Source organism: Planktothrix serta PCC 8927, from assembly GCF_900010725.2.
GTDB classification, from domain to species: Bacteria; Cyanobacteriota; Cyanobacteriia; order Cyanobacteriales; family Microcoleaceae; genus Planktothrix; species Planktothrix serta.
This window is the reverse complement of the sequence record NZ_LR734824.1, coordinates 224,238-250,431: the sequence shown is the minus strand read 5'-3', so window position 1 is coordinate 250,431 and position 26,194 is coordinate 224,238. Positions and strand designations below refer to the sequence as shown.

At 39.6% G+C, this 26,194-nt stretch carries 25 protein-coding genes; 19 read left to right on the top strand and 6 right to left on the bottom strand.

Translation table 11 applies throughout. From position 1 onward, the window contains the following. Positions 1–2 precede the first annotated feature (2 nt). Positions 3–1,292, top strand: a complete 1,290-nt coding sequence (locus PL8927_RS01440) for an O-antigen ligase family protein (RefSeq protein WP_083616783.1) — start codon at positions 3–5, stop codon at positions 1,290–1,292. Here the strand turns inward: PL8927_RS01440 and PL8927_RS01435 are convergent. After that, a complete protein-coding gene (locus PL8927_RS01435) occupies positions 1,282–1,950 on the bottom strand; it encodes a DUF2301 domain-containing membrane protein (protein WP_083616781.1) in 669 nt (222 codons plus the stop codon). The two genes, PL8927_RS01440 and PL8927_RS01435, sit on opposite strands and share 11 nt — an antisense overlap. Before the next feature lie 197 nt (positions 1,951–2,147). Between PL8927_RS01435 and PL8927_RS01430 the strand changes: the two genes are divergently transcribed. Next, positions 2,148–2,780 (top strand): hypothetical protein, encoded by a 633-nt coding sequence (locus PL8927_RS01430; protein ID WP_083616779.1) that lies wholly within the window; start codon positions 2,148–2,150, stop codon positions 2,778–2,780. Positions 2,781–3,077: 297 nt separating this feature from the next. On the opposite strand, the gene PL8927_RS01425 is transcribed toward PL8927_RS01430, so the two are convergent. Together PL8927_RS01425 and PL8927_RS01420 are read right to left on the bottom strand one after the other, a co-directional pair. Further along, positions 3,078–3,887, bottom strand: coding sequence for a creatininase family protein (locus tag PL8927_RS01425; protein WP_083616842.1), 810 nt, complete (start codon positions 3,885–3,887; stop codon positions 3,078–3,080). 173 nt (positions 3,888–4,060) lie between these two features. Continuing rightward, on the bottom strand, positions 4,061–4,357 hold the full coding sequence (locus PL8927_RS01420; protein WP_083616777.1) for a DUF4926 domain-containing protein: 297 nt from the start codon (positions 4,355–4,357) through the stop codon (positions 4,061–4,063). Between the two features lie 157 nt (positions 4,358–4,514). Between PL8927_RS01420 and PL8927_RS01415 the strand changes: the two genes are divergently transcribed. The 6 genes from PL8927_RS01415 (at position 4,515) to PL8927_RS01390 (ending at position 11,155) form a co-directional block, all read left to right on the top strand. Further along, positions 4,515–4,820 (top strand): hypothetical protein, encoded by a 306-nt coding sequence (locus tag PL8927_RS01415; RefSeq protein WP_156093058.1) that lies wholly within the window; start codon positions 4,515–4,517, stop codon positions 4,818–4,820. A 581-nt stretch (positions 4,821–5,401) separates the two neighbouring features. Then, the gene (locus tag PL8927_RS01410; protein WP_083616773.1) at positions 5,402–8,281 is read left to right on the top strand and encodes a CHAT domain-containing protein; all 2,880 of its coding nucleotides are present in this window, start codon (positions 5,402–5,404) and stop codon (positions 8,279–8,281) included. Between the two features lie 3 nt (positions 8,282–8,284). Beyond that, positions 8,285–8,683 carry a hypothetical protein gene (locus PL8927_RS01405; protein WP_083616771.1) on the top strand — a complete coding sequence of 133 codons (399 nt, stop codon included), beginning with the start codon at positions 8,285–8,287 and terminating at the stop codon, positions 8,681–8,683. Then, complete coding sequence (locus PL8927_RS01400; protein WP_083616769.1) at positions 8,680–10,197, top strand: hypothetical protein; 1,518 nt, start codon at positions 8,680–8,682, stop codon at positions 10,195–10,197. The genes PL8927_RS01405 and PL8927_RS01400 overlap by 4 nt, the downstream gene beginning before the upstream one ends. A gap of 70 nt (positions 10,198–10,267) precedes the next feature. Continuing rightward, positions 10,268–10,687, top strand: a complete 420-nt coding sequence (locus PL8927_RS01395; protein ID WP_083616767.1) for a DUF29 family protein — start codon at positions 10,268–10,270, stop codon at positions 10,685–10,687. A 42-nt stretch (positions 10,688–10,729) separates the two neighbouring features. Continuing rightward, positions 10,730–11,155, top strand: a complete 426-nt coding sequence (locus tag PL8927_RS01390) for a DUF29 family protein (RefSeq protein WP_083616765.1) — start codon at positions 10,730–10,732, stop codon at positions 11,153–11,155. A gap of 88 nt (positions 11,156–11,243) precedes the next feature. Here PL8927_RS01390 and PL8927_RS01385 read toward each other — a convergent pair whose 3' ends face one another. After that, positions 11,244–12,596, bottom strand: a complete 1,353-nt coding sequence (locus PL8927_RS01385; RefSeq protein WP_083616763.1) for an FAD-binding oxidoreductase — start codon at positions 12,594–12,596, stop codon at positions 11,244–11,246. A 204-nt stretch (positions 12,597–12,800) separates the two neighbouring features. Here PL8927_RS01385 and PL8927_RS01380 point away from each other — a divergent pair, with 204 nt between their 5' ends. The 4 genes from PL8927_RS01380 to PL8927_RS01365 all read left to right on the top strand — a co-directional run bounded on the left by PL8927_RS01380 (position 12,801) and on the right by PL8927_RS01365 (position 17,648). Then, positions 12,801–13,013: a hypothetical protein gene (locus PL8927_RS01380; RefSeq protein WP_083616761.1), complete on the top strand. Its 213-nt coding sequence runs from the start codon at positions 12,801–12,803 to the stop codon at positions 13,011–13,013. A gap of 580 nt (positions 13,014–13,593) precedes the next feature. Continuing rightward, a complete protein-coding gene (gene guaA, locus PL8927_RS01375) occupies positions 13,594–15,213 on the top strand; it encodes a glutamine-hydrolyzing GMP synthase (protein ID WP_083616759.1) in 1,620 nt (539 codons plus the stop codon). Between the two features lie 199 nt (positions 15,214–15,412). Continuing rightward, positions 15,413–16,999, top strand: a complete 1,587-nt coding sequence (locus PL8927_RS28770) for an SDR family NAD(P)-dependent oxidoreductase (RefSeq protein ID WP_083616757.1) — start codon at positions 15,413–15,415, stop codon at positions 16,997–16,999. 295 nt (positions 17,000–17,294) lie between these two features. Then, positions 17,295–17,648, top strand: a complete 354-nt coding sequence (locus PL8927_RS01365; RefSeq protein WP_083616840.1) for a Dethiobiotin synthetase — start codon at positions 17,295–17,297, stop codon at positions 17,646–17,648. Positions 17,649–17,737: 89 nt separating this feature from the next. Here the strand turns inward: PL8927_RS01365 and PL8927_RS01360 are convergent, their stop codons facing one another. Then, on the bottom strand, positions 17,738–18,094 hold the full coding sequence (locus tag PL8927_RS01360) for a Mo-dependent nitrogenase C-terminal domain-containing protein (RefSeq protein ID WP_197047275.1): 357 nt from the start codon (positions 18,092–18,094) through the stop codon (positions 17,738–17,740). A 425-nt stretch (positions 18,095–18,519) separates the two neighbouring features. On the opposite strand from PL8927_RS01360, the gene PL8927_RS01355 reads away from it, so the two are divergent. The 4 genes from PL8927_RS01355 (at position 18,520) to PL8927_RS01340 (ending at position 22,813) form a co-directional block, all read left to right on the top strand. Beyond that, positions 18,520–20,214 carry a tetratricopeptide repeat protein gene (locus PL8927_RS01355; protein WP_083616753.1) on the top strand — a complete coding sequence of 565 codons (1,695 nt, stop codon included), beginning with the start codon at positions 18,520–18,522 and terminating at the stop codon, positions 20,212–20,214. A gap of 377 nt (positions 20,215–20,591) precedes the next feature. Further along, positions 20,592–21,488, top strand: a complete 897-nt coding sequence (locus PL8927_RS01350) for a type II secretion system F family protein (protein ID WP_083616751.1) — start codon at positions 20,592–20,594, stop codon at positions 21,486–21,488. A gap of 306 nt (positions 21,489–21,794) precedes the next feature. Further along, positions 21,795–22,574, top strand: a complete 780-nt coding sequence (locus PL8927_RS01345) for an alpha/beta hydrolase (protein ID WP_231505875.1) — start codon at positions 21,795–21,797, stop codon at positions 22,572–22,574. Between the two features lie 38 nt (positions 22,575–22,612). Further along, a complete protein-coding gene (locus PL8927_RS01340) occupies positions 22,613–22,813 on the top strand; it encodes an antitoxin (RefSeq protein ID WP_083616749.1) in 201 nt (66 codons plus the stop codon). A gap of 8 nt (positions 22,814–22,821) precedes the next feature. Here PL8927_RS01340 and sipA read toward each other — a convergent pair whose 3' ends face one another. Then, positions 22,822–23,076, bottom strand: coding sequence for a regulatory protein SipA (gene sipA / locus PL8927_RS01335; protein ID WP_083616747.1), 255 nt, complete (start codon positions 23,074–23,076; stop codon positions 22,822–22,824). A 135-nt stretch (positions 23,077–23,211) separates the two neighbouring features. Between sipA and rbfA the strand changes: the two genes are divergently transcribed. From rbfA to PL8927_RS01320, 3 genes are all read left to right on the top strand, one after another. Beyond that, the gene (gene rbfA / locus PL8927_RS01330; RefSeq protein ID WP_083616745.1) at positions 23,212–23,610 is read left to right on the top strand and encodes a 30S ribosome-binding factor RbfA; all 399 of its coding nucleotides are present in this window, start codon (positions 23,212–23,214) and stop codon (positions 23,608–23,610) included. A 127-nt stretch (positions 23,611–23,737) separates the two neighbouring features. Then, positions 23,738–25,342, top strand: coding sequence for a glycoside hydrolase family 3 N-terminal domain-containing protein (locus PL8927_RS01325; protein ID WP_083616743.1), 1,605 nt, complete (start codon positions 23,738–23,740; stop codon positions 25,340–25,342). Positions 25,343–25,576: 234 nt separating this feature from the next. Continuing rightward, positions 25,577–25,801: a DUF4327 family protein gene (locus tag PL8927_RS01320; RefSeq protein WP_072719914.1), complete on the top strand. Its 225-nt coding sequence runs from the start codon at positions 25,577–25,579 to the stop codon at positions 25,799–25,801. The last annotated feature ends 393 nt before the right edge of the window (positions 25,802–26,194 follow it).

Genomic DNA, 26,194 nt, shown 5'->3' with positions numbered 1-26,194 from the left:
AAATGCCTAAAAAATCACAATCGTTGTTCCAAAAAATAGAAACCGTTTTTACTATTTTAGCGATTACCCATTATACTGCCGATTGGGTTCCCTTAATTGCATCCGGGGGAGCTAGTGAGGGAGATGGTTCAGTTTATCCCACTAATTTAGCAATGAATACAGCCCTTTATTTTTTAACTTATTTAGGAGCTATTTTCTTCTTGATATTACGCTGGAAAAAAACATTATATTTTATGAGTAAAGATAGAATTATTATTACAATTGTCGGCTTTGCCGTTGCTTCTATAACTTGGTCTGACGAACCCTCAATCACCATCAGAACTGCAATTACCTTAATCGGAACTACCTTTTTTGGACTCTATCTAGGATCTCGATATTCAATTCAGGAACAAGTTAGAATCTTAGGCTGGACATATTTATTTATCTTGATTTTAAGCCTACTATTTATTGGCGGATTACCTCACTATGGAATTATGGGGGCAATTCATAGCGGAGCATTTCGAGGAATTTTTACCCATAAAAATCTTTTTGGAAGATTTCTCGCTCTGAGTATGATTGTGTTCTTAATGTTCAAAACTGTATTACCACAAAAAAAGACTTGGATTGCTCACTGCTGTATAGGATTAGTTCTAATTCTTTTACCCGGTGTTCGCTCAACAACCAGTATGATTAATACAAGCATTTTATTGATGGCATTATTAGCTTATCAGACCTTTAGATTCCGCTATGTATTGATGGTTCCAGCATTTTTAAGCTTAGTTACACTCTCCGGTGTTCTCTATTTTTTATACACAGAGTATTCCAGTTTAGTGTTTGCTTCCTTGGGTAAAGATGCCTCTCTTACAGGTCGGACAGATCTATGGATGTATGCTTGGGATATGATTGAAAAAAAGTTCTGGCTCGGTTATGGCTGGGGGGCGTTTTGGAGAGGGTTAGATGGCCCATCAGGGTACATCATTCGGATTGCCCAATGGCCTGTTCCTAATTCCCACAACGGTTGGATAGATTTGTGGCTGGATTTGGGTTTTGTAGGAGTATTGACTTATGCTTTGGGATTTTTAATTAATTTAATCCGCTCCCTGTGGTTAGCTCGTTCTACTAACGCCCTCTATGGTCTTTGGCCTTTAATTTATTTGACCTATACCTTGATATCAACCTACACCGAAACCGGATTAGTCGCTCGCAATAGTATTTTTTGGCTGTTATATATTGCGATTTCGATTACAATAGCTGAACCTGATATCAAGGAAAATTATCGGGTTCAGCATGAAGTTTTAGAATCTAAACCTTAGCTTGAGTAGAACGTTGAGCGTGAAGATAATCAAACACACTTTTATCCCCAATATCAGCAGGAATTCCTTGGAAGACTTTTCGACCAGCAAAAATGATAAATTGAATCGCCCAAAATGCTAACAAAATTCTTTGAGCCGAAACTGACCAAATTCCTGCAATAAATCCCAATAATAATAAAGGAACAAGAGGCGTTAATAACTTGGTTTCCATGCGGTTAAAACAGAAGGCTTCTTTAAAATAAATCCCCGTTAAAGCAACAAAGGTAAACCCCACCCCAAACAACGTATAAGGATGGTGATAAATTGTTAACGCTAAGGGTTCTTCATCAACCCAAGCAAACACCGCAGCAGCAATTCCCCCAATTAACCAAAAGAGTTGGAGAAGTCGGTGTAACGGAATCAAATAAATATGAATCGTTGATAAACTTACCCCCAACCCTAACCAAAAACAAAAGTAGATGGGGGTTAACGCTTGTAGAACCCTGGGGTTATTCTCCTGAAACAAAATTAATCCCGTTGCCACCGTAAAGCATAAGGCTGCTATGATTAAGCCTGTTCGGTAAATAATCACGCTCCAACGATCATTATCGTTAATCGTGTATTCGCCAAACTGTCCTTGATAAATAACGGGTATAGCGGGTTGTTGTGTTTGTACCATAATTCTCTCCCCTTGAAAATACAAAAAGACCTGTAGCACGATATACTAAATTTTACTCCCTTCCCAATAGAAAAATCTTGAGGTCAAGATTGGTCGAGATGTAACTTAAAACATCTCTACAACTAAAAACCTTAAAAAAGATCAATTAGAAATCATCTAGGGTTGAGACGAAGAACTACTGTGCTTGGTGTAACAGAATGTCTAAACTGTATCAGAACAAAAACAAAAAGAAATTACAACCACCAGGAGTTGATTTGAAACCCCTTCAAATCGATGAGACGATTGTATCGGGTTTATTGAATAAACAAAGAGATGGCTTCAAAGAAGAGTTAATGAGTTCAATGACAAAGCTCATTGAACAAATGGAGTCAATGGGATTAATTAATGCTGAAAGTTTGTTTGAAGATGAAAACTTTAATGTTGAAGAATTTGAGGAGAAAATCAAGAAAATATTGGGAAATGGCTCCCTAGATGTGACTTCTAAAACTTTAAATCGATATCTCAAGTATTTAAAAGAAAAGATTGAAATGCCTTGTTATTTAACGGGAGCAGAGGAATTTCTGTGGGAAGAAGAATATCTCTATGGTGCTGGAAATCCTAAAGATTATGAAAAGCTGAAAAAAACCAATCCTTCTTACACGGATATTTTTTCATTGGAACAGTTTCAGGGTGGAGTTGATGAAATGGATGGAATTATTGTAGATGTTAAACGGGTCAATGATAATCGAAAATTTGCCCTTCCCTTAGCAGAATTAGAAGTATCAGATGAAGATTCTGGAAACTATACTTTGGTAGAAGATTATTTAACCTGGTTTGTGAATTATTTATAAGACGGAATAGGGAACAGGGAACAGGGAACAGGGCAGGGCGGGTTCCGAGACGAGCTTTAATTATTAGTAATTATCTCCNCTAAGAGCTGAAGTCATCTAAAGATGACTCAAAACTTCTCTTTCTTAACCCGTTTTAACGGGTTTGAGCTTTTAGCCCGAAATTTATTTCCGGGCTTTTGGCGTTAAGTTGACTACACGGATTGCTATATATAGCCATTAGAGTTATTGTTATAACAATTGAAAATCAGTAGGGGAGAAACTATCGAGCGGGGACGCTCGCACTCCGTTAATATTCAATTAATCCCTAAACCTTTGGGGTTGTTTAAATTTATATAAATCCTCAATAACTTTTACCCAACTGTTAACTAAAGAAGCTAAAATGCGATCGCCTTTTTCCTTTGTCGCTACCGTTGCATCCCCTAAAACCCCACTTTTGGTTAAATCTTGTGTCACCCAAGCAAAGGGTAATTTTCCCTCCATACTTAATAAACTATTTTCCGGTAAACCTTGGGGATATTCACACACAGCTTTTTCCATTTTAACCTGTTCTGGCAGTAAAGATAACATTAAACTGGTTTCCGCATCTCCGGCATGAATTCCTAACTCTAATTCTTTCGGGGTTAATAATTCCCTAGCAACGTTAGAAACCCGCCAAACAAATAAGGGAAATACAGAAAAATCTTCATATTGTTGATGTAAATCTCGCGCTACCATCTCTAATATTTGCGGTTGTCCGCCATGACCATTAATAAAAGCTAATTTTCTAAATCCAGCCCGATAAAGACTTTCGCCTAATTCCATTAATACAGCAGTTAAGGTTTGGGAACTTAACGTTATTGTACCCGGAAAATGCCAATGCTCGTTAGATTTTCCATAATAAATTGTTGGCAAAGCGTAGGCAGGAATGTTATCATTAAGTTGGGCTAAAGCATGACCTGTTACAGCCGTTGCGATCGCAGCATCAACAATTAACGGTAAATGGGGGCCATGTTGTTCAATCGCTCCAATGGGTTGTAAAATAACCACATTACTTTTATCAGCCATTGATTCAATTTCTGTCCAAGTTAAATAAGGGAAAAACCGTTCAGGGGGGATAAAATTGTGCATCATAGGTTCAAAATTAGGATTCAATAGATTTAACATATACCAATTTCATCATCCCGTAGGGTGCGTAAGCCACGCGCACGCACCATCCCCAACCCCAAGAAACCCGGTTTCTGATTAATCAAAAATTTTTCAGATAAATTGCTCAAAAGATTGTGCGATCGCCAATAATAAATTCAGAGGATAATATCTCTGTGATTGTGATCTAATATTGGTGCGTGCGCGGAGCTTACGCACCCTACTAATTCAGGTTCATTAATAAGGCGTAAAAGTTTAACAGCTTCAATAGTTTCCATTGCAAAAGTATTGCCTTCTTGATCTGTAAAGTCAATTAAAAATGCTTTTTGATCAAAAGACATTAAAACTGTTCCCATTTGCCCTCGATGGAGTAGGATTTGCTGATGGGTGACTTTGTGGATAGCGATCGCATCTTCGGTTAGAGCAACCAGATCGTATTCTTGAATTTCGTTCATAATCAGTTATTTATTCAATAGGATTTAGGGGAATTTATAGGCTACATTAACATTTGTAGCATACTTGATCAGTTGTGAGAGAGAAACCCAGAAACCCGGTTTGCTGAGTTCTATGATTTCAGTTAAAATGTAAATGTGTTGATACAAGGTTCAGGATATGAACGCAATCAAAGAGCTTATTTTAGACAAATTAGAGCATTTAGAAACTTTATCTGAACCTGTTTTGCAAGAGGTTTTAGATTTTGTTAGCTTTTTAGAATGGCGACTCAATACAAATCAGCGACCCCTTCCCAGTTCCAATTTAACAGAAAACCCTTCAGATTCGGCAGAGGATACGAGTGCATTTTTGTTAGAAATTGCTAGTTCTTTTGTTAATAATTTATCGGATGAGGATTTGGATGTTTTGCCAAGGGATGGTGCAGAACATCATGATCGACATAAATATAGTTCTCAGGATGTTTAAGTGATTCTACAGCTTCTTTTAGATGGTGGCGATTAGCTTCTGTAGATAGTAGATAATCTGTTTCATCGGTTTCAGTTGATTTGCCAATTAATAAAATTGCCTCAACAACAGTTCCTTCTGGCAAATCGAGGGAAGGTAAATCGAGTTTACCATTTTTAATAGTTGTCTTGTATTTAAGAGTATTCATAACATCTGATGTTTGAGAGATTTTTTAATTATACTCAATTCAACTGGGTTGGGGTGGGAAATAGAGAAACCCGGTTTCTGGGTTGGGGGAACAATACCCCCTTGGTTTCAACTTAACGCCAAAAGCCCGGAAATAAATTTCGGGCTAAGAGCTAAAGTCATCTAAAGATGACTCAAAACTTCTCTTTCTTAACCCGTTTTAACGGGTTTGAGCTTTGAGCCTGAAATTTATTTCAAGGCTTTTAGCGCCATTGTTAACACGAATAACAATACCCATACCCCCTTAATCATCCTTCTCCCTTCCTTCGTGTCTTCGTGTCTTTGTGGTTCCTTTCCAACTTAAATCTATTATAATCATCAATAACAGCCAGACCCAACCCCAACCCTCCCTCACCATGAACGACGCCTACTTACAACTATTACTCGAAATACTAATAGCAATTGCCAAAAATAAAAAGAATCCTAAAGCGGTCTATCCCTTACTCCTAGAAAATAGCGATAAATTAGATCAAACCTTTATTCTCACCTTGCAAGAATGGGTAACAGAAGAACTGCAAGACGCCGACCCTGACAAATCCAATCTAATTTCATCACTTTTATATTTATTCAATCTTATAATTTCCGAGTTCCCTCTGGGCAACCGCGCCCTGAATATAGAAATTGCGATTAATTGTTTAAAATTAGCCTTAACCGTTTGGACAAGGGAAAGTAACACCGAAAACTGGGCAGCGATTCAAAATGGTTTAGGAGTTAACTACTGGAGTCGCATCCAAGGGGAAAAAGCCGAGAATCTTGAAACTGCCATCGCTTATTACACCCAGGCATTGTCTGTTTTAACTCCCAACACTTTTCCCCAAGATTGGGCGAGGACACAAATGAATCTCGGTAATGCCTACAGCGATCGCATCCAAGGGGAAAAAGCCCAGAATCTTGAAAAAGCGATCGCTTGTTACAAGGATGCTTTGTCTGTTAGAACCCGCAAGGATTTTCCCCAAGATTGGGCGATCACACAAATGAATCTTGGTGCTGCCTATGAGAGTCGCATCCAAGGGGAAACAGCCCAGAATCTTGAAACCGCGATCACTTGTTACAAGGATGCTTTGTCTGTTTTAACTCCCAACGCTTTTCCCCAAGATTGGGCGAGGACACAAATGAATCTCGGTAATGCCTACAGAGGTCGCATCCAAGGGGAAACAGCCCAGAATCTTGAAAAAGCGATCGCTTATTACACCGAGGCATTGTCTGTTTATACCCCCAATGCTTTTCCCCAAGATTGGGCGAGGACACAAATGAATCTCGGTGCTGCCTACTGGCGTCGCAGTCGCATCCAAGGGGAAAAAGCCGAGAATCTTGAAAACGCGATCGCTTGTTACACCCAGGCATTATCTGTTTATACCCGCAACGCTTTTCCCCAAGATTGGGCGAGGACACAAATGAATCTCGGTACTGCCTACAGTGATCGCACCCAAGGGGAAAAAGCCGAGAATCTTGAAACTGCGATCGCTTGTTACAAGGATGCTTTGTCTGTTAGAACCCGCAAGGCTTTTCCCCAAAATCATGCGAAAACCGCCTTTAACTTAGGACGGGTTTATCAAGACAGTCAACAATGGCAGTTAGCTTATGAAACTTTTGCCGATGCCATCAACACGGTAGAAACTCTCCGCAGTCAAATTGTTTCGGGGGAGGAAGCGAAACAGAAATTAGCGGAGGAGTGGAATGAACTTTACCGGAGGATGGTGGAAGTTTGCATCGAACTGAAACACTATAAAAAAGCGATTGAATATGTGGAACGCAGCAAAGCCCAAAATCTGGTTGAAGTTTTAGCGATTCGGGACTTGTATCCCAAGGGCAAAATTCCTGATGATAAGCGTAGGGAATTGGAACGATTACGGCAAGAAATTGATTACGAAGATCGTCGTCAAGCCGCTGCTTCCCAACGGGACGACACCCTAATTGACGAACTGCGTAAACGCTACGATCAACTGTATCCTTTTAAACCGATTCAATATAAAGAAATTCAAGGTTTAATTGACGATCACACAGCCATTCTTCAATGGTATATTTTCGGGGATTGTTTTCGCGCCTTTATCATCACCCGTCACCGTTCCCAACCCCTGATTTATACTTTTACTACCACTGATTTAGAACAATTACAAAATTGGGCAGTTGAATATTTTAAAGCCTATTATGCCTCTGAGCAAGCACAAACCAAATCAGAACAAGAAGCATTACAAGAACAATGGCAAAATAGCCTCCCGTCTCGTCTGCAAGATTTAGCCAAGATTTTACAGATTGATCAAATTTTAGGGAAATTCTCAGAACTTCCTAAATCAATTAATCAATTAATTCTGATTCCCCATCGCTATTTGCATCTGTTCCCCCTCCATACTTTACCTGTCAGCACAGAAACTTGGTTAAAATTCCATCCCCAGGGCAACCCCATTCCCTCCCATCCGACTGTTCTTGATTGTTTTTCCCAAGGAGTTCGCTATACTCCCAGTAACCAACTATTAAAGCAAGTGCAAGAGCAAAACTGCACGGAATTTGATCGCTTATTTGCAGTTCAAACCCCCAACCCAAATTTAAAAGATTTAGATTTAGGTTCAGTAAATGCCATTAAACAACAATTTCTCCAATCGGATATTCTGAAAAACGATAGAGCCAAAAAATCAGATATTTTACACATTGATGCCACTACAAAAAACGGTAGTATCAATGAAAAACTGCGGAATAGTCACTGTGCTTTTTTCTTCTGTCATGGGAAGTTTGATCCCAATAATCCCTTAGATTCAGGTTTGGAATTAGCCGATGAGGTTGTCCTTACCTTAGATGATATTATCCGCTATTTTGAGTTAAAAAACTGTCGCCTCGTCACCCTTTCCGCCTGCGAAACCGGGTTAACAGACTTCAGCAAAAACAGCGATGAGTATATTGGTTTACCCAGTGGCTTTATTTTAGCAGGGGCCACGAATATTGTCAGTAGTTTGTGGTCAGTGAATGCTATTGCTACGGCCATCTTAATGTTAAAATTCTACCAAGAACTTGAAAACCTTGGTAATATAGGATTAGCCCTCAAGACTGCCCAATGTTGGCTCAGGGATACCACCGTTCAGGGGTTTCAAACCTGGCTACCCACCACGCCCCTGCGTGATGCTGAGAAGGCGCAATTAAAGAGACATTTCCAAGAACAGGAAATCGAAAAAGCGGCAACATTTCAACCCTTTGAATCTCCCTGTTATTGGGCTGCGTTTTGTGCAATTGGTAAAGGAGTTTAACCCATGTCAGTTTATCGAAATAGTGTTTTAGTGTTTATTGAATTAATAGAAAAACCCAACTCAATCTCCCTTGCAGATTGGCAAGATTTACAGCATTGGGTTAATAATATTCCTAGCGATGAGGAAGATATTGTTGACAAGATTGAGGCGTGGTTAAAGTTAGAAAGCCATCAGCAGATTCGCCAGGAATACTGTCAGCGACTCGAAGAAACCTCACCCTCACTAAATTTAAACCTAAATCTAGCTATTGGTAATACTAAATATTCAAGTCCGCTAGATTCAGATAGTCCCCCATCTTCCCAACTACTAATTAACTCGATTATTAAACTTTCTATCCCTATTGTTAACCCTGAACCTTCCCCAAAACCCAAAAATCCCCAAGATTCTAACCCCCAACCGTGAACAATTCCCTAAAAAATTTCACCGTAACTCTCTATAGTTTTCATCTTCGTCATACCTTGACCGATGCACCTGATCAAGTTGACAAAGATGCAAATTTATTGTGGGAAAATTTAATCAAGCTGAGTGAGTTTTTACCCTTTTCTGAATTAAAAGAATTACGCACAAAACTGATTTGTTATGACGAAGCGGGGAATTATATCCCCCAAAATGAAAACGGACAACAAACCGAATCTTTAGCAACGTCTGGTATTATTGAGTTTAAACCGATTAAAAATGATCAATTTTCCCTAGTAGGAAATGTTCAACCATTCCGTTTTAACGATACCTACGCCATCGATCTAACGCTGTTTTGTGAACCATTCTCTACCTCCATTGATACTACAGATCTAACCCATTTTGAACTCAATCATTTATTACCAAATTCCATTCAAGGTTCATTAGGACAAACCCTCTGGCTTTATGGAAAAGCGGAAGCAACCGATGATGAATGTAAAGAAATCGCCAAGCTTTGGGCTAATAAGCTGTTAACAAATGAATATAAACTTGTTTTTCGTGATCAAGGAAAACTGTTTAAAAGTCATATATTTCAATATGAATTAATCAATTTAACTGAACCTCAAAATCCATCGAAAAACTGTCAAATTCTGATTTCAATTAATAACCATCAAGCTGATAAAATTGAACTGGAGGAAAAAATTAACGACTGGATAATTGAGTTCCTCTGCTGTCGCCATAAGATTTTATATATCTATCAAAAAGCTGAACAAGCAAACCAAACGGCGCGAAAACAATACGTCCAAATTGAGAAAAAAATAGAGGAATTTTCTCAGGCGATCGCAAAACCAGAAACTCGCCTTGAAACCTTTAAAGAAATGCTCAATTCTATTCCTATTGATTCGCTCAATTATAGCCGTTCTTTACGCGATTTAAAAACCTATTCCACCTCTTTATCTACAAATATCATAAACTATAAAACTTGCCTTAAAAATATTTTGACCCCAGAAGATCAGGTGAAATTTTGGCAAGAGTTTGGCGATCGCACCTGTAAACAATTGTATCAAACCCAAATTGAAATTAATCTCAATTATTTATCCCCCGGTCAAGATTTACTCGAACAACTAATCAATACTATTCGCAGTTTAGTTGAAATTGAACAAGCGGAAATTGATCAAGAAAATGCCAAAACATTAAGCAAAAATGAAAAAGAAGAAGCAAAACGCGATAAATCTTTAGAGCGTACTATTTCAACGTTAGGCGTTGGTTTAGGTGTAGGGGGTATTGCTTCCTCTATTACCTCAGCATACATTGAAAAACCCCGAACCCTATCCTATCTGGAAAAACCCGTTGATCCTTGGATTCTAGCATCTTTATTAAGTTTATTAAGTATTGTAATAGGAGCGATAGCAGGTTTTATTATTTGGCAAATTACAAAACTTATTTCAGAAGAAAAAAATAGAGAAGAAACAAATAGAGAAGAAACCAATAGAGAAAATTCTCCATGTAATAGAGATTAACTCGGATTTAAGTTATTATAACATAAATTTTGTGTTATAATAAAATTAACCCTAATCAATTCCAGATATTATGGAAGAAATATTAACCCTAAAGGAATTATTGTTAAAAGGGGATATTCCGGGTTCCCTTGCTGTTGTTGAAGAATTAGAAGAAATGGGTCGCAAAGATATTGTTAAAACCATTCGTAGCTATGCTATCGTTTTATTAATTCATTTAATTAAACGTCAAGTTGAAAAACGGACAACTCGGTCTTGGGATGTTTCAATTCGCAACTCAATTCGAGAAATTCAACGGGAAAACAAACGCCGAAAATCTGGAGGATATTACCTCAATTATGAAGAGCTAATGGAAACTTTAGAGGATGCTTATCTGAACGCAATTGATCAAGCGTCTTTAGAAGTTTCAGAAGGAATTTATGAGCCTCAAGAATTAGAAAAATTAGTCAATCGTGAAGAACTATTAAATCAAGCTTTTAAGTTAATTACATAAATTATGTTATAATAAAATTAACCCTCATCAATTCCAGATATTATGGAAGAAATCCTAACCCTAAAGGAATTATTGTTAAAAGGGGATATTCCGGGTTCCCTTGCTGTTGTTGAAGAATTAGAAGAAATGGGTCGCAAAGATATTGTTAAAACCATTCGTAGCTATGCTATCGTTTTATTAATTCATTTAATTAAACGTCAAGTTGAAAAACGGACAACTCGGTCTTGGGATGTTTCAATTCAGAATGCTATTTTTGAAATAAAGGATGAAAATAAACGTCCTCGCTCACAAAGTTATTATCTGTCTCCAGAGGAACTTGAGGAAGTTTTAGAAGTTGCTTATAAACAAGCGATTAATAAAGCATCCTTAGAGGTTTCTGAAGGAATTTATGAAGCTAAAGAATTAGAAAAATTAGCCAACAAAGAAGAAATATTAAAGCAAGCGATGGAGTTAATTAAAGATGAATAAATTATCACAGAAATCGGGTTTCTAGCCCTTGTTTATGGGATAAAATCAAGATTTTTGATTCAGAAACCCAATTTCTAGGAGTTGGTAGTTAAAGATGTTTTTCACGTTCTAACCAAGCTCTCATTTTCCCTGGATTTAATAACCCATAAGGGTCTACTTTTTGTTTAAATTGTAACTGTTCTAAATTAATCATTTTCATCCCGCCATCTTCTAAAATATAAGTATGGGGATTGAAAATAACAGCCCCTCGTTCTTCATGATAACGAATAATTTCATTTAACCGTTCTTCTGTGGTAAATCTCACTAATTGTAAAGAGGCGGGGTGCATTTCTCCATGTAGTCTTAAAAACTCTAAATGCTGCATAACTTCATCCCCAAAATGATCATAAAGATGTTCTAATAATTCTAACTTTCGATCCGCAGGTAATAGCGTTTGTAAATAGGTAATTGATGGATCAACACTTCGAGCGTGTAATGTCGTATGATTCCAAGTATATTCTATTATTGTTGTTCCTTTCCCGGTTTCTTGGGATGATTTTTGATAACAAATTGTGCCCTTATATTCTTTAACTAATTCTTGAAACGGTTCTAAACTGGTTTCGGAAATCATTAACAATGCTGCGGGTTTTCCGGCGGGAATTATATCTTTAAATGCAGTAAAATAGGAGGGAATAGGAGATGCACAAATAGAGATTAATTTTTTAATAATCCCATCGGATAAGGCTAAGGCTTGACCAAATCGAGCCGAGGTCATAAAATTATCAAAGGTAACAATAATTTCTGACCAAGGATAGGCAGGAGCTAAGGGAATTTCTAACTCCGTAATTATCCCATTTGTACCATAAGCATGATTGACTTTTTGCACGTCATCCCCTCTTAATTCAATAATCCCAGGTTCATCTTCCATTGTGATAACTCGCGCTGCTTGTAAGTTACCGCGATCGCGTAATTGTCCATAAGTAATCGAACCAATTCCCCCACTTCCCCCCTCAATAAATCCCCCAATAGTTGCTGTTCGATAGGTGGAAGGAATCATGCGTAATTCCCATCCCATTTCCCTCGCTTGTTTATCAAATGCTGCTAATTTAACCCCAGGTTCGACACAAGCTAACCCTGGTTTTATCCATTTAATTTTATTCAATTTAGAAATATCTAAAATTACTCCTCCTGCTAAGGGAATACACTGTCCATAATTTCCCGTTCCCGCACCTCTAACCGTGAGCGGAACTTTATATTTCACACAAACTTTAGCCACTTGTAATATTTCGGCTTCCGTTGTGGGACGTACTACAATATCTCCGGTTTTATTCTGGAGTAACGGTTGCAAAATTGGGCTAAAATGATAATAGTCTTGGGAAAGTTTCATCACTTGGGTTTGATCCCGAATCGTCTCAATCCCCGATAGTTCAGAACAAAAGGTATCCCAGTTAATATCAATCATGGTTATGTTAAGGGTAATCCGTTTTCCGTCTAGGATAACTGATTTTTCGGGGAGGAATTTTTTATACCCATCATGATCTTGCAGATGTCCGATTAGAAATTTTAACCGCCCATTGTGCAATTGTGGGACTACCTACCCCAGATCTACAACAAATTTTCTACAGTTCCACGGCTGAAGATGGTTTACAATACCTGCGGGAATTAGATGCACTCTTGGGGGGAAAATTGGGTAAATCGGGTGTATGGAGCGATCGCAACAGCTATTGATCACCGATCCCAGGCTTATATTTATAGCCAATGCGAAAAAAATGTCAAGGTGGCTTCCCTAATGTTCGACCGGAAGCGTAAAATTATCATTAAAAGTGAAATCGCTGATCCACTTTTAGAGCAAATTTGTTATCAGAAAAATGGGTTTTAAACCCCTAATACCTAGTTAGGCTTTATATTAGGTTTTCAGTTCAAATCTAATTGTGCTACCATTTCCGGTAACAGGAAAGGTGAACAACCTGTCTAAAAACCTAGTCGCCTAACGGCAAAACGCTGAACCTTGACAATTGAATCTATAGGGTTCTACTGCACAGTTCTAGTTTCCCCCAGCAGTGGGTAAAAGATTCGTGGGAGCTAGACAACCAGTTTTTTGAAACAAATTTGTTTCAAGTAAAAAAGAACTCGCAGCAATGCGAATAGGATAGGGCATATCCGAATTTACGCAAGGGCGTGAATCCCACCTCTGGTTAAAGCACTGCAAGGTACTTTGATTAAGTGGTTTCGTTGAACCCAGAATCCCCATGTCTTTAGGCACAGGGAGTGTCAATGTAATCAGAATCACTCTTGAAGGCTGTTGTCAAGATTTGTCCATCGTGACCCATAACTGCTAATTCAGGATCTCTAAACCTGTAATCATAACCTCCTCTATCATTCTCCTCCGTGGGATTAGAGGGGGTCTGAGTTTTATAATTGTTAACCTTTGAATTTCTATCCCTTACACTAAACTCAATATGTCCCCCCAGACTCAAACCCCAACTCAAACCCAAAATACTGATACGACCGTTGAAAAATTGAACCGACAAATGGTCGTTATTCTCGATTTTGGTTCCCAATATTCCGAATTAATCGCCCGCCGCATTCGGGAAACTGAAGTTTATTCTGAAGTAATTTCCTATCGGACAACCGCCGAACAACTCAAAGCACTCAACCCCAAAGGCATTATCCTCTCCGGTGGCCCTAATTCTGTTTATGATGACGCGGCTCCAGAATGTGATCCCAAACTGTGGGAGTTGAACATTCCCATTTTAGGGGTTTGTTATGGAATGCAGTTAATGGTGAAACAGTTAGGCGGTGGCGTAGAACGAGCTAAACGGGCGGAATACGGTAAAGCCTCCTTACAGATTGATGATCCCACCGACTTACTGACCAACGTTGAACAGGGCGCCACCATGTGGATGAGTCACGCCGACTCCTGTACTGCATTACCCCCTGGATTTGAGATTTTAGCCCATACCGATAACACGCCTTGCGCCGCTATTGCTGACCATGAAAAACGATTTTATGGCGTCCAATTCCATCCTGAAGTCGTGCATTCCATTGGCGGTCAAGCCTTAATTCGCAATTTTATTTATCATATTTGTCGCTGTCAACCGACTTGGACAATGGAAGCTTTTGTAGAAGAATCTATTCGAGAGATTCGCGCTAGAGTCGGTGATAAACGGGTTTTATTAGCACTTTCTGGGGGCGTTGATTCTTCAACCTTAGCATTTTTACTGCACCGCGCCATTGGTGATAATTTAACTTGTATGTTTATTGACCAAGGGTTTATGCGGAAATTGGAACCGGAACGATTAGTAAAATTATTTCATGAACAATTTCACATTCCGGTTCAATATGTTAATGCGCGGGAACGGTTCTTAAAACAACTTGAAGGAATTACTGATCCCGAAGAAAAACGGAAACGCATTGGTCGAGAATTTATTCGGGTTTTTGAAGAAGAATCTGTCCGTTTAGGGCCCTTTGATTATTTAGCTCAAGGCACATTATATCCTGATGTGATTGAGTCCGCCGATACGAATGTTGATCCCAAAAGTGGAGAACGAGTTGCGGTTAAAATTAAAAGCCATCACAATGTTGGCGGATTACCCAAAGATTTACGGTTTAAATTAGTTGAACCTCTGCGAAAACTGTTTAAAGATGAAGTCAGAAAAGTCGGGCGTTCGATTGGTTTACCTGAAGAAATTGTCCGCCGCCATCCTTTTCCTGGCCCAGGTTTAGCGATTCGGATATTAGGAGAAGTTACGGCTGAAAAGTTAAATATTCTCCGAGATGCGGATTTAATTGTTCGGGAAGAAATCAATAAACAAGGAGTTTATCACGATTTTTGGCAAGCTTTTGCGGTGTTACTTCCGGTGCGAAGTGTCGGTGTGATGGGAGATCATCGCACTTATGCTTATCCGATTGTCTTGCGATTTGTGAGTAGTGAAGATGGGATGACAGCCGATTGGTCACGGGTTCCCTATGATTTATTAGAATTAATTTCTAATCGGATTGTTAATGAAGTTCGTGGCGTGAATCGAGTAGTTTATGATATTACGTCTAAGCCGCCTGGAACGATTGAATGGGAATAGACTTTTTTAAGTCTAGCAGGGAACAGGGAACAGGGAACAGGGAACAGAAAGAGAAAGAGAAAGATTGCACCTCTAGGTTTGCTGTATTAATCTTTGTCCTAACTGTTAGTCAAGATTGCTCTATCATTCCCAATTAATAACCGTAGAGACGCGCCATGTCGCGTCTCTACAAGAACATTTTTATCTAACCAGAGTTTATATGCAAAAACAAGTTTGTCTAATTACAGGGGGAAGTTCAGGAATTGGTTTAATGACAGCATTAGAACTAGCAAAACAGGGAAATCATGTGTTTATTGCTTGTCGTTCTCAACTCAAAGCCAATCAAGCGATTGATTATATTAAAACCCAAACAAATCAGGGGAAAGTTGAATTTTTACCCCTAGATTTAGCCTCGTTAAAATCAATTCATTCCTGTGTTGATTTATTTGATCAACGTCAACTTCCTTTGAATGTCTTAATTAATAATGCTGGTATTTTCAATCAATCTGGAACCACAAAAGAAGGGTTTGAATTAATTTGGGGAACTAATTATTTAGGACATTTTTTACTCACTTATTTACTCTTAGATAAACTCAAAACATCAGAATCGAGCCAAATTTTATTCATAGCTTCTGATTTGGCTTTATGGTCAAAGAATCTAGCTTGGAAATTATGGGTCAAAAAAACACCTTTAAACTTCCTCAAATTATATGCCGATTCTAAAGTTTGTTTACTGCTGTTAATGCGGGATCTCCTGCAAAATGTATTGAGTCAAACCTCCGTCAGAGTGAATGCCTTGCATCCGGGTTTTGTCCAATCTAATATTACAATTTGGCATCGTTTAAGCCGTTTTTTTAAGATTGGGAATTCTCCTCAAAAAATTAGTCTAAATTTGATTAAATTTTTGACTTATCCCGAATATTGCTTAATTAATGGTCAATTTTTAAATCGAAACTTGCAACCGATGCCTTTAACAGATCTCGCTCAAAATGATCATTTAGGTCGTCAATTATGGGAACAAAGTTTATTTTGGACAGGATTATCTAATCTGAGTTCAAAAGCACCCATTACCTATCATCAAGAAGATGGAATCTGGGGGCCATATTCTTTAAATTTAACCGAAATCGAGATCCAAGAGATTCAAAACCATATCTTTACAACTGTTTTACCCCATTCTCCCAGTCATCTAATTTTTAATAGCTATCAGTTCTTAAAAAAAGCAGATTTTGGATCATTAATGTTACTTCTGATTCAAGGGTATAAACGACAATTTAATATGGAAAGACATTTAGATTCTCCTGTAGTTTTGAAACTCTGTCAAAATCCTAATTTACTCCAAAAAGTTAAGGAATATTTAGGAGAATCACCCTTGCTTTGGCGTTCAGAATTGTGGGTTAATTATCCCGCACAACAATTAATCCCCCTTTGGCATCAAGATCGATATCCTCAGTTATTAACAAAAACTGGAAAAACCCTTCATGTTTATATGGCTTTAACTGAAGTGAATGCTGGAAATGGGTTTCAATATTTACCCAATAAATATAACTCTTTGTGTCCTGTAAAAATGAATGATCCCTTTAGTGGTAATCCTTTTTTTGACGTTAAAGCAGAAATAGAAAAAGCAGCCTTACCTGTGAGTTTAAAACCCGGAGAATTTATCTTTTTTACTGATGATTTAATTCATCGTTCTATTTGTAATATTAGCGGTCAAGTTCGTTTATCTTTAACACTGCGTCTTGCAGAATCAACGGTAAAAGTCTGCGGAAGTTATAGTTCTCACCTACAATCTCCGATTTTATTTCTGTAAATAGGGAATAGCATAAGCTTGAAGATTGCTATAGCAGTCCTAAATGATTTGTGATCAAAACCTGTAGGGGTGGCGTCCCTCCCAACCCAAGCGCAAAGAGGGTTGGGAGGGACGCCACCCCTACGATAAAATGTTACAACCTATTCCCTATTGCTATATTCCCTATTCCCTATTGCTATATTCCCTATTGCTATATTCCCTGTTCCCTGTTCCCTGTTCCCTGTTCCCTGTTCCCTATTCCCTATTCCCTATTGCTATAGAATTTGAGTGGATAAAATTTAACAAATCAATTGCAATGGATTACAAAACAGCCTACAATTTTTTAATTGATCAAGGCATGGCATTAGAAACACAAAAAAACCCCGATGCGTTTTTAATCCGCTTGAAACAGGGTCAACCTCCGATTCCGGGTCAGGTCACGTCTATTTTATTAGCCTTGAAAATTGCTTATGATACCCTAAAAGAAACGTCAACTTTTGAAAAAATCCTTGTATTGGCGTTACATCAATTAGCAATGGAAAGTCATCAACAATTTGCATCCGGTCGCAACCGAGGCGTTGAATGGCCCCCTTTATTACAAGAAGACTTACATCGTATTTCTCTAGCCGTTAAAAGTATTTTTTCCGGTCATTGGTTGGTAGAAAAATAGGAAAAAAGCGATGTTGGCTGTTAACCGTTAATCGGGATCACTGATCTGATTTAGACGGATTTTTCAATTAACAGTCAACAGTCAACACCTCAACAATAAGCTGAAATATCTTCTCCACATTCATCCGCCAAATAACATAACGCCTGAAAGCGCAGAGACACTAATTCCTCATAGAAAGGATTGAGTTTACACAGAGGCGGAATATGGAAGAGGAGATGACCGAATAGTTTAATATCCCGTTCAAACGGACATTGGGAGGGGATGAGTTCACACAAGCGATGAGCGAACTTTGGGTCTTGGATTTTAATGCTTTCTAGCCAATTGCGAATCGGACGTAGAGGTGTAAATCGACGTTTGGAGGGGAAGGGATCGAAGGAACTAGACGGAGAAACTGGAGCAGATGGAACAGGAGTTGTTCCGCGACTAACAAAAGTTAGATAAGACATGGTATTGGAAGGAAAATTCATCGTTCTCATTCGGAGTAAAAACTAAACGTAGGCAGTTATCTATGTAGTGTCTACGAAATATTGTTGTAAGTTTCTGCACAAGGGATAAGAGTCAGTGCAGAAATTAAAGGTTTCAAAACAGAAGCAACGGGATTTCTGGCCAGAGTCGAGTCGGTAAACTGTGTTTGTCCTTCTAGGGGATAATCATGCCCTAAATTTCCAGAGTTTTCCCATAAGTTATATTTAAAATATGAATTTTATTTATAAAGTTTATAAGTAAGTTTAATTAATTATCTATTGACATAATGGTTAAAATGTGAATTACCCACCCCTTCTCAACATTCAGCGTTGAGAGTGGCAGCTGACTAGAAGCCCGGTAGAATTGAAGTATTAGCACTTTAATGGTCAGGAGTCAAATATCCCCCATGTCGGAAGAATTAACCTCCTCCCTGTTTTCTGTGGAATCTCCCCCACAAACTCACCCAGCCTCTGGATTAGGATTTTTAGGTATTTTTAAAGCATGGCCCGAATACAGTCAAGGCAATCGCTTCTATAAATTCGGGCGCTATGAATTTGCTTTTGAACGCTATGATCGGGCTGTTCATTATAAACCCGATTGGTATTCCGCCTGGTTAAGACGGGGAAATAGTTTACGCAAATTAAAACGGTATAAAGATGCGTTAGCTTCTTATGATCGAGCGATTAAAATTAAACCGGAAGATTATTGGGCCTGGACATTTCGAGGCATTGCTTTAGCCAAATTAGAACGATTTGAAGAAGCGGTGGCATCTTTTGATAAAGCCATTACAATTGAACCGGAAAATTTTGAAGCTTGGTATGAACGAGGTTTAGCATTAGAAACATTATTACAATATAAAGCAGCATCGGCATCTTATAAACGAGCAATTGAAATTAAACCGAATGTTTCTGCGATTTGGTATCACCAAGGCAATGCCTTAATGAATGAAGAACGTTATACCGATGCGGTGGCATCTTATGATCGTTCAATTCAATTACAACCTGCCAATTATGAAGCCTGGTTTAATCGGGGTGAAATGTTGTTAAGTCAACAAAAATATGCCGATGCGATCGCATCCTATGATCAAGCGATTCAACTGCAACCCAAGAGTTATCAAGCTTGGTTTAATCGAGGAATTGCCTTACAAAAAATTCGGCGATATACAGAAGCAATTACCTCCTATGATACGGTAATTCAACTGCAACCGCAGGATTATGAAGTCTGGTTTTATAAAGGCATGGCGTTGTTAAATAGTCAACAGCATCAAGAAGCTTTAACCTGCTTAAATCAAGCCTTACAAATGAATCCAGATGTGGCAGCAATTTGGATTAGTCGCGCTCAAACCTTATTAGAGTTAAAACAATATCAAGCCGCGATCGCCTCTTTTGATAAAGCCACCCAATTAAACTCTAATTTTCCTGAAGCTTGGTTAGGTCGAGGTAAAGCCCTATGTGAGTTAGGGCAATATCAAGAAGCGATTATTGCTTATGATAATGCCTTGCAAATTCAACCCGATTTTATGGATGTTTGGAATAGTCGGGGAGAAGCCTTAGAACAATTAGATCGGTTTGAAGAAGCCTTAATTGCCTATGATAAAGTGGTACAAATGACCACAGAAGATACAGCTTTAGCAACAAAAGCCGGATTACAACGGGGAGAAGCTTTAGAAAAATTAGAACGCTATGATGAGGCGATTATTGCTTATAAAAAAGTGATTCGCGTGCAACCGGATAATTTTGAAGCCTGGGTACATTTAGGGAAAACCTTAGAAGCGGTTCAAAAGTATTTAGAAGCAGCAGAAGCCTTTCATCAAGCGGTTAAAATTTGGCCTGATTCCTATTCTACTTGGTTACAGTGGGGATTAGCCTTAGAATCAGCCCAACGCTATCAAGATGCCTTAAACGTTTATGACAAAATTGTTCAACGAAAACCCGACTATTATCAAGCTTGGATTCGTCGAGGAATGACCTTTGAACAGATGAATTGCTATCAGGATGCTAACCGTTCTTATGGTGTAGCATTAGAAATGCAGCCTAATTCTGCCGAAGCCGTTATTCATCGCAATCGAGTCAATTTAAAGTTAAAAAATAATCAGCAATAAGAGTTAAGTTAGGGTAGAGTTGACCCCGTAGTGAGTCCTTCAGGACTCTTAATCATAGCCGTCAAGAGATAGCCCTTCAGGACTCTTAATCATAGCCGTCAAGAGATATAGCCCTACCCATTACGGTTAGGACATTTCTGAATTCTCAAACCCTTTCACTTCTTACTGTTCCCTGTTCCCTGTTCCCTGTTCCCTGTTCCCTGTCCCGTAGTGAGTCCTTCAGGACTCTTAATCATAGGCGTCAAGAGACAGCCCTGAAGGGCTGACTACAGGGACTTTTGAAACATTTACAGCAACTCTTGATTCCAGGGTGGCTTTTTGGCAAAATAGAACATTCGGTAAAACCTCTGCTCAATGCAGTAACACCCTGTTCACCAATGAATCCCCGCGAAAAGGCTCTTTTTTTCTTTCAATTAGCAACCTTGTTGAACTCCGGTTTAACTGTACAGCAGAGCTTAACTTTGGTGGGGAAAGAGAGCTATCCGCAACTCGGACGGTATCTCAACAAAATGATAGCAGCCACCTCACGGGGGGCTGATTTAGCCTCAGCGTTGGCCTTAGCCTCCCGATATTTTGATCGGTGGACAATTGGCCTAATTCAAATGGGAGAATCCCAAGGGATGTTACCTGAAATTTGCTATCGGATTGCTGAGATCGAAGAACAACAGGCTCGCCATCAACAACTTTATCGGTCTGTCACCCTGGCGGCGATTACCACCTTTGTTAGTATTGCTCTGTTAGTGCTGACCTTATGTTATTTATCCGGTTTATCTGGTCAAGGGTGGTTTTGGGTGGTGGGAATTTTGGGGATCATGGGATTTATTATTCCTAAAATTCTGCCTCGTTTACCCCTGGTTAAAAAAATAGCCACCGCCCGGATGATGTTGTATTTGGGAGAATTAAAATTACCCCTGAGTTGCGGGATGTCCTTGTTAGCTGGATTGGAATTAATTCGCGCCCATATTCCCAAATCGGAAATGAAGGCCACGATTACCATTGCATTAGGTCAAATTCCGGCCGAAAAAACCTTGAGTCAAAGCTTAGAAGGTCGTTTACCTGCGGTAGCCTTACAAATGATCCGCACCGGGGAAGCAACTGGACGATTAGATTTAGCCTTACAAAAACTAACAAATTACTACGAAGAGGAACTTGAACAAACCTTACGTCGTCTACAAACCCTTCTCGTTCCTGCCACAATTCTGATTGCGGGTACAGTTGTTCTGTTATTAGCACTACAAGCCCTGAAATCCCTATTAATTCTGTTACCCAGTTAATCTTAGGTAATCTTAGGTATTTACTTTCTTTTGGGCTATACCCCTCACCCCACAAGCGATTCCAGATTTCAAATTCCCGATTCTGAATAAAAAATCGGACTTGGCTCTTGTGAAACTGAGCAACACCCTTTAAGCTGTTAATTCAAAACACAAAAGTAGGCGCAATTGCAACACTGGATTTATCTAGTCATTGTTTTGGGCGCCTAGTGGGATATTTGACTATCCCTTTTAAGCCAGTCTTAAAGAATCTGCGTTTCTTTAGAGCGCGGAGTGTCAAACTGATTTTTTTGCAATTATCAGTTGATAATGAAAATACCAAAACCTCAAAGACTACAACCGAGATGGATTTTGGGGGTACTTGCTGGGGTATTAGTCAGCAACAGTGTTGTCCCGATTCCCCAAGCAAAAGCGCACCATCCTAGCGCTTGCCCTCCATCCCCGGATTACATGAGAGTCCCTTCACCGATTCTCGATTTCCCTAACCCGGATCGCACGGTATTCTGTGGGGAAGATCGTGTAATTCTAACCTACGGCCCTTTCCAAGTCCCGATCTTGGTTAGTGAATTAAAGAATTTTGCCGAAACTGGGACAATGACCAAAACGATTGGCCAAATCGTTAAGGCGTCTAAAATTGAAGCGGATACCCTTCGGGGTCTAATGACCTTAGAAGTCGGCTTTGATCTAGTTCCCTTTGCTTGTATTCTCTATTCCCCAGAAGGCCAGGAATTAACCGATACTATCGGGACAACGGTTAGAACCCATCGGGGAAAACCTGGAATCGCCTACAGCACTGAAGCGGTTAACGGTAAAGCCATCCGTGCGGCTCTAATCAATGCCCTCAGTGAAGATGGGAAGCTTTCCTTCTTGGATATTGTGAGCTACTATCCCGTTCCTGGAATGTACATTGATGTCGCTAATATTCCTGAGACGGTTGATAAAGTTAAAGGTTTAGCAGGGAATCTTGATTCTCTGCTTAAGAAAGCCTCTCAATATGGGAAAGCTGGGTGTTCACTNAATTCTTTATTCCTGATACCGACTCTGACCCCACAACTGTTTGATACTAAGCCAATAAACCCTTATATTTGATATAATAATATTAACCCACATTCAATAATATTAAAGCAATGGATACTGCTAAACTTTTAAAAAATAGCAATGAACAAACTCTAGTCTTACCCGAAGAATATCAATTTTCTGGAGATGAAGTTTATCTCAAAAAAATTGGAAATGTTTTAATTTTAATTCCTAAAGATCATCCTTGGCAATCTTTATTTGAAAGTTTAAATCTATTTTCTGAAAATAGGTGGCATCACTTTGATGCGTGAGAGTAGATTCAAATATGTTCAGTCGTATCCTTATTATTTTCAGAGGATTTCACCACTTCGATATACTGGCTCTCCATTAAAAATGCTCCCTTTTGAAATAAAACCCCCCAATAGCCGCCGGGTCGTCTATCAATCACAACACCGACTTCACCGAGTTTAATCACGCTGGATGGACGTAAAATCGGCATGGGTTCTGCCGTTTTTACATAAGGAGGAATGGCAATTACTTTAACTTTTTGGCGAATTTCAAACTCTTTTTCCATTAGCAAACCCAGAAATGCGTTTCAATTCGTAAGATATCATGAGGCTTTATCGGGATTGGGTCGCCAAAATCAGAAATAACCACGTTAAACTTGAGACAATGGAAGAATAAGACTGTTTGAGGGGGTAGTAATATCATGGCTACAGATCGTCGAGTGTCCCGCGTGGCTTCACAAATTAAACGGGAGGTCAGTCAGATATTAATTGATGGTATTAAAGATGACCGTGTGGGTACGGGGATGGTGAGTATTACGGATGTCAATGTTTCCGGCGACCTACAACACGCCAAAATTTTTGTCAGTATCTATGGGACGGAAGAAGCCAGACGAGAAACAATGGAAGGGTTAAAATCGGCAACAGGTTATATTCGTTCCTACTTAGGTAAGCGCGTCCGTTTGCGTCGAACTCCAGAAGTGGTTTTTTTAGAAGATCGTTCCTTGGAACGCGGAGACAAAATGTTAACCCTATTAAATGAACTAGCCCATAACCGTAAACCTGACGAAGAAGACTTTAACGATTATGGGGAGGAAGAGTAGGAAGCAGGGGGAGAAGGGGAGCAGGGGGAGTAAGAGGAAATTATTAACTTCTGACTTCGCACTCCGCACTCCGCACTCCGCACTCCGCACTCCGTAACAAAACAGTCAACCGTCAACACCCCCAATTATGACTCTTTCTTTAGCTGAACAAGTCGCCCAGATGGTTGTGGTTCGCGCCTCTGGTTTTTTGTTTGATCATCAAATTCGTTATCCCCTTTGGGAACCTCCAGCCTACCGATTAAAACATTGGTTACAAGATCTAGGTGTGGGTGGGGTAATTTTAGTTGATGGCAGTGCGGCGGAATTAACAACTCGCACTCAGTTGTTACAATCTTGGGCAAAATTTCCCCTATTGGTGGCGGCGGATGTGGAAGAAGGGGTAGGTCAGCGATTTGCGGGGGCGACTTGGTTTCCGCCTCTAATGGCAATTGGGGCTTTAGCAAATCAATCCTTAGAACAAGCCGAATTTTATGCAGAAAAAATGGGGGCAATTACCGCCCAAGAAGCTTTAACGGTTGGGTTAAATTGGATATTGGCTCCGGTTGTCGATGTCAATAATAATCCTAAAAATCCGGTGATTAATGTCCGTTCTTTTGGAGAGACTCCAGAACGGGTGAGTCAGTTAGCAACGGCCTTTATCCGGGGATGTCAAGGTTATCCGGTGTTAACGACGGCGAAACATTTCCCCGGTCATGGGGATACGGCGATTGATTCCCATTTAGAATTACCGGTGATCCCCCATTCTGATCAACGTCTCGCTGAGGTGGAATTACCGCCCTTTGCAGCAACAATTGCATCGGGTGTAGATGCGGTGATGATGGCTCATTTGTTAATTCCAGCGTGGGATAGAGAACGTCCAGCTACCTTATCCCCGGTAATTGTTCAGCAGCAGTTAAGACAACGGTTAGGGTTTGAGGGGTTGGTGGTGACGGATGCTTTAGTGATGGGGGCGATCGCTAAACAATATACTCCAGAAGAAGCAGCGATTTTAGCCGTGGAAGCGGGTGCAGATGTTTTATTAATGCCGCTTGATCCCCAAGTCACGATTGAAGCAGTCTGTGCTGCGGTGGCCGAGGGTCGAATTTCGCGTGAACGCATTGAAGCCTCTGTACAGCGAATTTTGCAGGCTAAAGCCAAGGTATTCCCTGACACTCAACTGGATGAATCCTATTCTCTCCCTCGTCGAGATTCTAAAATCTTATTTGATTCTCTGTCCCAACCGATCTCTCAACAGATGGTGAGGACAATTTTGCAAGATTCTCTCCAACAGGGGGGAACGTTACCGTTAATCCTGTCAAAAACTCCCCAAACCGGGCAAAATGTAGTAATTGTGGATGATTTACTCAATTGTTCGATTTTAGGAAATCATACCCCTGCGATCGCTCGTCCGACTGAGTTAGGCTATCGCTTACAACTGGTTGATTGTCACGCGCCAGCTTTTTCTGAGTCTGGGGAAGATTCCTCACTCCCGCTTGATTCGGCTCCGACATTACTCCAAGTTTTTATTCGCGCTAATGCCTTCCGCGATAGTTCGGGATTAACACAAATTGCTCAAGATTGGTTAAACCTGCTGTTAAAACAGAATAGTTTACAAGCACTGGTGATTTACGGTAGTCCCTACACACTCGAACAATTTTTACCCCAAATTCCCCCCACAACTCCTTATGTCTTCTCCTACGGTCAGACTCCGATGGCCCAAGAAATTGCCTTAAAAGTCCTTTGGGGAATTTAAGTAAAATTTAACAATTGTGTCTAATCATCAATTCAAGCCTAAGTTCGGATAATGTGGGGAGGCTTAACCCCCTTCCTGGGAGTATGTCTAGTGACTTTTTAGGTTTTTATCAAAAAAGTAAAGCTATTTGTATTGGCTTATACTGAAAAAAAACCTTTCCTAAAATCAGTTTTTCGATTATATTAATTAATAGTGATGCCAAAAACTTCTCCGGCAACGCCAAGAGGGCGAACTATGACTTACACCACTGTCCAATATTCTTTAGATGTGATCAAAGACGAAGCCCGCCAACTCGTCACCAAGGGAATTGTGAGCCGTCAGCAACCCATCTATACACTTTGCCAATATATTCCGGCGCGGGAATGGGCTTGTGTGGAGTGTGAGTTGGAAGAATGCAATTTCTTGCTTCGAGATCGGATTGGCGACTTGATTGGCCATGAAACCTGGGATAACGACTAAAATCCCCAATGAATTTTAAAACACAAAAGATTTTTCAGACCTTTTAGTTCGCTAAATGTTGGCTCCTGTAGTCTGAAATTGATCGGGCTACTGATTCAGGTTTAGTTAGAAACTCAATTTAGCTAATCTTTCAAACCTCGCTGATCCGTGATGTCTTTAGTCTAAAACATCTTGAATTCGGGATCAATAGGCTGACAAAGGATTACTTCTCGCGGTTTGGAGGAAAGTTGCTCAAAGCCTGAGATTCTGGAACGAATAATAAAGTTAAAATTTAAGCTCGTGCGATTTGATATTGATTGCCATCTGAAAGTGAACAATCTCAGGATAGGTTCTGCAATTAGATATCAAATAATAATAGTTAAAACGATAATCCCGCCCTCCAACCTTAAACCC